7 protein-coding genes are annotated in these 6,925 nt (G+C 76.4%); 3 read left to right on the forward strand and 4 right to left on the reverse strand.

What is annotated here, in order from left to right:
* Nucleotides 1-142: 142 nt before the first annotated feature.
* A complete protein-coding gene (sigC, locus tag ACFV4N_RS37150; protein WP_499677356.1) occupies nucleotides 143-697 on the forward strand; it encodes an RNA polymerase sigma factor SigC in 555 nt (184 codons plus the stop codon).
* Nucleotides 698-734: 37 nt separating this feature from the next.
* Here the strand turns inward: sigC and ACFV4N_RS37155 are convergent, their stop codons facing one another.
* Together ACFV4N_RS37155 and ACFV4N_RS37160 are read right to left on the reverse strand one after the other, a co-directional pair.
* Nucleotides 735-1,619, reverse strand: a complete 885-nt coding sequence (locus ACFV4N_RS37155) for a methyltransferase domain-containing protein (RefSeq protein ID WP_499677357.1) — start codon at nucleotides 1,617-1,619, stop codon at nucleotides 735-737.
* Entirely contained in the window at nucleotides 1,616-3,067 is a 1,452-nt protein-coding gene (locus ACFV4N_RS37160) for a wax ester/triacylglycerol synthase domain-containing protein (RefSeq protein ID WP_499677358.1), read from the reverse strand. Before ACFV4N_RS37160 ends, ACFV4N_RS37155 begins: the two co-directional genes overlap by 4 nt.
* Nucleotides 3,068-3,362: 295 nt before the next feature.
* Between ACFV4N_RS37160 and ACFV4N_RS37165 the strand changes: the two genes are divergently transcribed.
* Nucleotides 3,363-4,169: an SDR family NAD(P)-dependent oxidoreductase gene (locus ACFV4N_RS37165; RefSeq protein ID WP_499677359.1), complete on the forward strand. Its 807-nt coding sequence runs from the start codon at nucleotides 3,363-3,365 to the stop codon at nucleotides 4,167-4,169.
* Here the strand turns inward: ACFV4N_RS37165 and ACFV4N_RS37170 are convergent.
* On the reverse strand, nucleotides 4,153-4,779 hold the full coding sequence (locus tag ACFV4N_RS37170) for a glyoxalase (protein ID WP_499677360.1): 627 nt from the start codon (nucleotides 4,777-4,779) through the stop codon (nucleotides 4,153-4,155). The genes ACFV4N_RS37165 and ACFV4N_RS37170 overlap by 17 nt on opposite strands.
* Before the next feature lie 53 nt (nucleotides 4,780-4,832).
* Nucleotides 4,833-5,765 carry a helix-turn-helix domain-containing protein gene (locus ACFV4N_RS37175; RefSeq protein ID WP_499677361.1) on the reverse strand — a complete coding sequence of 311 codons (933 nt, stop codon included), beginning with the start codon at nucleotides 5,763-5,765 and terminating at the stop codon, nucleotides 4,833-4,835.
* A 367-nt stretch (nucleotides 5,766-6,132) separates the two neighbouring features.
* Here ACFV4N_RS37175 and ACFV4N_RS37180 point away from each other — a divergent pair, with 367 nt between their 5' ends.
* Complete coding sequence (locus ACFV4N_RS37180; RefSeq protein ID WP_499677362.1) at nucleotides 6,133-6,897, forward strand: AfsR/SARP family transcriptional regulator; 765 nt, start codon at nucleotides 6,133-6,135, stop codon at nucleotides 6,895-6,897.
* Nucleotides 6,898-6,925 lie beyond the last annotated feature (28 nt).

Consider the following 6,925-nt stretch of genomic DNA (forward strand, 5'->3'; position numbering starts at 1 on the left):
CGCCGGCGGGCACCGCGCCGACCGGGGCCGGCGCGGACAGCGCTTCGCGGCGAGGGCGGCGGCGGGGTCGGCAGTCCACGTCCCAGTAGTCGGCCCGTTCGGCCCACGAGTTCCCGGCACCGGGTGGTTACCATCCGGAATCGTGACAGCACCCGACGACGAGGTGACGCGCTGGGCGCTCCGGGCCCGCACCGGTGACCGGGACGCCCTGGAGCGGTTCGTCCGGGCCACCCAACGCGACGTGTGGCGGTTCATCGCGCACCTCGCCGACGTCGGCGCGGCCGACGACCTCGCCCAGGAGACCTACGCCCGCGCCCTGACCAGCCTGCGCCGCTTCGCCGGGCGGTCCTCCGCGCGCACGTGGCTGCTGGCCATCGCCCGCCGCGTCGTGGTCGACCAGATCCGCACGGCGCGGTCGCGACCGCGCCTGTCCGCCGGCGCGGACTGGGCGCAGGAGGCCGACCGGAAGGCCGCCGACACCGGCTTCGAGGGCGTGGTGGAGCTGAACCTGCTGCTGGACGGGCTGGACCCGGACCGCCGGGAGGCGCTGGTGCTGACCCAGGTGCTGGGCCTGCCCTACGCCGAGGCGGCCGAGGTCTCGGGCTGCCCGGTCGGCACCATCCGGTCGCGGGTCGCCCGCGCCCGCGACGACCTGCTGCGCGCCACCTGCGACGACGAGGCCACCGAGGCCGGCTGAGGGTCGCCGAGGATCGGGTGACCTCGGCGGTGTCCCGTCAGGCCCCGGCGGGTTTGCGGAAGAGGAACAGGTAGGAACCGAGGTGGTCCCGGACGCAGGAGCGCATCAGCGGCACCAGCGGGTCGAACTCCGCGACCGGCTCCGGCCCGTAGCGCTCGACGATCTCGTCGTGCCGGTCGGCGTAGAGCAGGGACATCAGGTCGCCGGTGAACGCGCAGTTCTGCGTCATGTCCTCGACCCCGGCCAGCTCGAAGCCCGCGTCGGCCGCCCACGTGATGGTCTCCGCGGGCGTGGTCGGCCGCACGCAGCGCCAGACCCGCAGGTAGGCGTCCAGCTCGTCCTCGTCGGGGGTGCCGCGCAGGGTGAAGTCGCTCATCAGGAAGTGACCGCCGGGCCGCAGCACCCGGGCGGCCTCGCGGAACGCCCTCGGCCGGTCGGACAGGTGGACGAACACCTCGATCGACAGCGCGGCGTCGAACGACCCGTCCGGGAAGTCGAGGTCCATGGCGTTGCCGTAGCGGAACTCGACGCGGTCGTGGACGCCCTCCGACCGGGCCACCGCCTCGGCCCTGGCGAGGTGCTCGCGGCTGACGTTGACGCCGGTGACGCGGGCACCGGTGCGCTGGGCCACCCGGACCGCGGGCACGCCGGTGCCGCAGCCGATGTCCAGCAGGTGCTCGCCCGCCTTGAGCCGGAGCGTCCTGATGTGGTGCTCCGTCTGCCGCTCCTGCGCCCTGTTGGCCAGGTCGCCGAGCGTGGCGGCGGGCGCGCGTTCACCGGGTTCGGACCACAGGCCGAGGTGCACGCCCACGTCTCCGATGATCATCCCGTACAGGTCGGTGAACCGGTCGTAGTTGGCCCCGATCTCCTCGGGGGTGGGGTCGGTCGGACTGCCGTTCGCGCCATCGCCGGTCGCCGTCATCGGTCAGGTCCCCCTCGACGCGGTTCGCCTGCCGGGTCGTGCCGCGGTACGGGCTCGGCGAGGACTTCGTCGAACCCCTCGGCCAGGCAGCGGGCGAACAGGTCCGGGTCGGTGACGGCGGCGGTGTCGACGTTGACGCCGACCCAGCACGTGCCCGCGTAGGAGCCCATCGACACGCACACCGCGGTCGCCGGCAGCGGGCCGAACGGGTAGCAGGCCAGCAGCCGCCGCCCCGCCAGCGCCAGGGGCCGCGCCGGTCCGCGGACGTTGCTGATGTGCACGTCCACCCCGTGGGCCACCTTCCGCACGACCGGCGTGAGCACCGCGGTCGGCAGCAGCGCCGCCACCCCGGCGAACCTGGCCGGCTTGCCCGCCGACTGCTCGCCCCGCACCCCGCCGACGAGTTCGCCCACCGCGCGCATCCGCCGCGCCGGGTCGGCCTCGCCCACCGGCGCGGGCACCCGGGCGAAGGAGAAGTCGTTGCCGCTGCGCGGGTGTTGCGCGCCCTGCCGCCCCAGCGCGATCGCCACGGGCATCGCGGCCTGCTCAACCCCGAAGTGCCCGTGGTAGCGGCGCAGCGCGCCGAGCACCGCGGCGACCAGCGCGTCGTTCACCGTCCCCCCGACCGCGTGCGCCGCGCCGCGCAGGGCGTCGAGCGGGACGTCCAGCGGCAGGAACCGCCACGGGCCACCGCGCCCGCGCAGCAGGGGCGACACCGGGACGTCCACAGGGGACAGCGCGTGCACCAGCGACCTGACCACCGCGCCCGCGCCCCGCACCGCGCGCACCGGGTGCGCCGCCACGCCCAGCAGCCGGCTCCCCGCCCTGATCGCGTCGGCGACCGCCTCGGCCGCCGACCCGCCGGCCGCCCGGGACGCCTCCGCCTCACGGGCCAGGGCCGCGGCGCGCTCGTCGGCCCGCCGGCGCGCGTCCGGGTCCGGCTCGAACAGCAGCTCCGCCATGCCGGCGACGCCGATGCCGTCCGCGACGCTGTGGTGCAGCTTCAGCACGCAGCCCGCGCGACCCCCGCCGACGTCCTCCACCAGCACCGACTCCCACAGCGGCCGGTGCAGGTCGAACGGGCTCTGGGCCACCGTGCGCGCCAACGCCGTCAACGCGCCCAGGCCGCCGGGGGCGGGCAGCCGCACCCGCCGCACGTGGTAGCCCAGGTCGAACCCCGGGTCCGGCCCCCACCTCGGGAACCCGACCTTCAGCGGGCCGTCGAACACCCGCAGGCCGAGCCGGGGCACCAGCCTCAGGTACCGCTCGTGCTCGGCGAGGAACGCGTCCCAGTCGGGAGCGCCGTCCAGGACGCCCACCAACGTCATCGGCGACCGCAGCGCCGGGTCCTCCTGGACGCGCCACAGGAGGGCGTCCAGACCGCCCATGCGGCACGCGGCGCCCCGGGCGCCGCTGCCCGCGAACTCGCCGCCGTCCTGGTCGGACATCCTGAAAAGCCCTTCGAACCCCGGGTCCGCCGCACCGTCCGCCGTGCGAGCGAGACGGTACTTCACCCCGGACCGCCGGGCGCGACGTCGCCGCGGGCGTCACACGCGGGTGGCGACCAACCCACCTGATGAGGTGATCACGACCGGCCGTGCGACGCGACGGGCCTCGGGCACGAGCGGTGAGCACCCCGTCATGCGTCCGGGGAATGGCCCGTCACACGAGCCGGCGTGGATCATTCCGGCGGGCTGCGGCGGTCGACGGCGGGCAGCCCCCGGCCGAGGAGGATTCGCATGGGTGAGGATTCGCATGGGTGACGCCCAGCTCCGCCACGCCCTGTCCGGCCGGACGGTCCTGGTGACCGGGGTGGCGGGCGCCACCGCCGAGGCGCCCGCCTGGCAGCTGGCCCACGCCGGCGCGAAGGTCCTCGTCACCGCACACCCGACCGAGCAGGTCGTCGTGCCCGCCTGCGAACCGCACGAGCCGGTGGTCCGCTACTTCGTCGACCCGGCCGTCCCCGGCGCCATGCGGGAACTCGCCGAGCGGGTGCTCGACGAGCACGGGGGCGTCGACGTCCTGGTCCACCACGCGAGCGGGCCGGTCCGGCGGGCGGCGTCCCGGTCCCGCCACCGGGCGCGGGAGGGCCACCACCTGTTCACCGCGCACTTCGCGGGCCCGACCACGCTCATCCGCGCCCTGCTGCCCTCGATGAGGACCCGCGGCTCGGCCCACCTGATCGCCGTCTTCGACGCCGGCGCCCGCCTGCCCGTGCCGCCGTGGTGGGGCGACCACCGGGCGGCGCGCGCCGCGTTCGACGCCTGGTTCCGCGGCCTGGCGCGGGAGGCGCGCACCACCGGCGTGGCGATCACCGGCATCTACACCGGGTTCGTGCGCTCCGCCTCCAACGAACCGGCCTCGCCCCTGCGGCGGGCGCTCGGCCTGACCCGGTCGGACACCACGGGCCTGGTCCTCGACGCGATCGCGCGGCGACCGCGCCAACTCGCGCCCTGGTGGATCAGGCCGGCGCCCGCCGCCGGAGCGCGCCGGGTCCGGGACGCGCCACGGCGGCGGCGACCGGACGGGGTCGTCACGACGGGGTCGTGACGGCGGCGGGCTCCCAGGCGAACCCGTCCGGGTCGGTGAACGGCTCGCGGGCGCCGACGATCGCGATCCGGTGCGACCCGGTGCCCTCCGGGGCGACGCCGGCGTCCTTGGCCAGTGACCGCCGCCGGTACAGGGCCAACTTGACGGGGCCCGACCCGGCCGCGAACTCGACGTACACGCGGCCGAAGCTCTTGGCCGCGGTGAAGCCCCGTTCGAGGTAGGCGCGCTTGCTCGCGGCGACGTCCGCGACACCCAGCAGGAGCACGACGCCCTCGACCCGGCGGGTGGCCGGGCCGGTGTCCTTCCTGGCCGAGGTGGCGACCTTCCAGATCGTCCCGTCCGGGGCCTGCACGACCCCGCCGCAGCCCCACATCGACTTCGCGACGGGCTTGAGCACCGAGGCCCCGGCGCCGACGGCGGCGTCGACCAGGGCGTGGACGTCGGCCGGCTGGGGCACGAGGAGGGACAGGGTGAAACCCCGGAAGCCGGTGGTGGGTTCCCGCGAGGCGCGCAGGCGCAGCGGGACGTCCGGGCCGAAAGCCGTAGCGTAGAAGCGCTCGGCGGCGGTGGGGTCGGCGACTTCGAGGGTGACGGCGTCGATGGAGGTCATGCCGGGAACGCTAGGCGCGGCCCGGTGACCTGCGCTTCTCCATTCCTGACCGATCACCGCCGGGCGCGGTGCCCGGTCTGGCCGACCGGGTCCGTGCAGGCGGTGGGCGGTTCGCAGGGGGCGGCGGAGGACGTCGTCGGCGCCGGCGGGACCGTGGTGGTGGGTGTGGGCGTGGTGGTCGGCGGGAGCGGGGACGAGGTGGTCGTGCCGGTCGGCGGCGGTGTCGTCACCGGCGGGCGCGGTCGCTGGGGGTCGCCGCCACCCCGCTGCGGCACGGCGGGCGGCCGGTCGTCGACCACGGCGTTCACCGGCTCGCCCGTCGCGGTCTCCTCGGGCGGCGCGGCGAGTTCGGACGTGACCTGGGAGGTGGTGGCGGGCCGGGTGAGGTCCCCGTCGGCGTCCGTGCCGGTCGCGGGGCGGCGGTCCGGGGTGGAGGCCGCCAGCACGGCGAGGAGCAGCGAGCACAGCACGGCCGCCGCCGTCGGCAGGGCGGCCCGGTGTCGCGGGCGGGTCGCCGGACGGGGAGTCGCCTGGCGGGGAACTGCCCGAAGGGGAACTGCCTGGTCGGGAGCCGCCTGGTCGGGAACGTCCCGGTGAGGAGCCGCCCGGTCGGGAACCGAGGGCGGCTCGGGTAAGGCGCTCCGCGGTGGTCCGGCCGGTCTGCCGTCTTCACGCGTGACCGCGGCGGTGGTCGCGGGTGCCCGGTCGGCGGCGAGCGCGGCACGGGCCGCGGTCCAGGCCGTGACCGTGTCGGCCGTGGCGCCGGCGGCGCGCAGGAACGCGACCACCACCTGCTTGCTGGGCAGGGTGTTGCGGGTCAGGGCGGTGTTGAGCGTGGAGGTCGGGAGCACGTCGCCCGCCCGGGACGCGCGGCGCTCCAGCTCGCGGTAGCTCAGGCCGGTCCGGCGGCGCAGCTCGCCCAGCGCGGCGACGAACTCCGCCGGGTTGTCGGTGTCGGGTGGAATCCACCACGGTTCGGCGCCCATCTCCCCCACCTCCTGAGCGGTACCGCGCGGCCCCCGCCGCGCCGGCGCTGTGCGCTGCCGCACCCAGGATGGCACCCGGCGGACCAGACCACTCGGCATTCGCCTTTTCCGCCGGCGCCCCGACCACCCGCCAGAGGCGGTGTCCGGGACGCGTCCTGGACGTGTCCGGGCCGGTCAGCCGGTGTTGTCGGACACCGGATCGGACGGATTCGGTGTCCTCACCGACCCCCGTCAGCCCCGCGACGCGCCGCCACGCCGCGTCCCGGGCGAGGGCCAGGAGGAGAGGATTCGCGATGCCGCGCCCACCACGGAGCACCACCGCGCCGCCGCCGGCGCCCGTCCGCGCGCACCGGGGAGGAGCCGGGACATGGCGGTGAGCACCCGCCTCCTCGGCGAGGTGGAGGTGTACGTCGACGGCCGGGCGCTCGACCTCGGCCACGCCCTCCAGCGCCACGTGCTGGGCGTGCTGCTGGCCGACGCGAACACCGTCGTCACCATCGACCGGCTGCTGGACCGCGTCTGGGGCGACCAGCGGTCGCCCGGCAGCCGCAGCACCGTCTACAGCTACGTCTCCCGCCTGCGCCGGGCCCTCGCGCCGGCGCCGGGGATCACCCTGAGGCGCAGGTCGGGTGGCTACCTCCTGGAGGCGGACACCTCGGTCAGCGACCTCCACACCCTGCGCGCGGCCTTCGCGGGCATCCGCGCCGGCACCCCCGACGGGGACCTCCTGCGCCGGGCGCTGGACCTGTGGGGCGGCGACCCGCTGCCCGCCCTGGACAGCGCCTGGGCGGACGAGCTGCGCCACACCGCCCGGCAGCAGCGGCTCGCCGTCATGCACGCCCACGCGGACCTCGCGCTGGCCGCCGGCGAGCACGACCGGATCGCCGCGACGCTGGCCCTCCAGGTCACCGAGAACCCCTTGAGCGAGCGCCTCACGGCCCAGTACATGCTCGCCGCGCACCGCACGGGCCGGCGGACCGAGGCGCTGGCGCACTACGACCGCTTCCGCAGGCACCTCGCCGAGGCGTTGGGCATCGACCCCTGCCACGAGCTGCGCCGGTTGCACCAGCTGATCCTCGCCGGCGACCGGGCCACCGGCGGGCCGTCGCGCACCGACGCGTACGGGAGCTGACCGGGGCCGACCGGGGTGGCGCGGGTCC

Source organism: Actinosynnema sp. NPDC059797 (assembly GCF_042732085.1).
Taxonomy (GTDB): domain Bacteria; phylum Actinomycetota; class Actinomycetes; order Mycobacteriales; family Pseudonocardiaceae; genus Actinosynnema.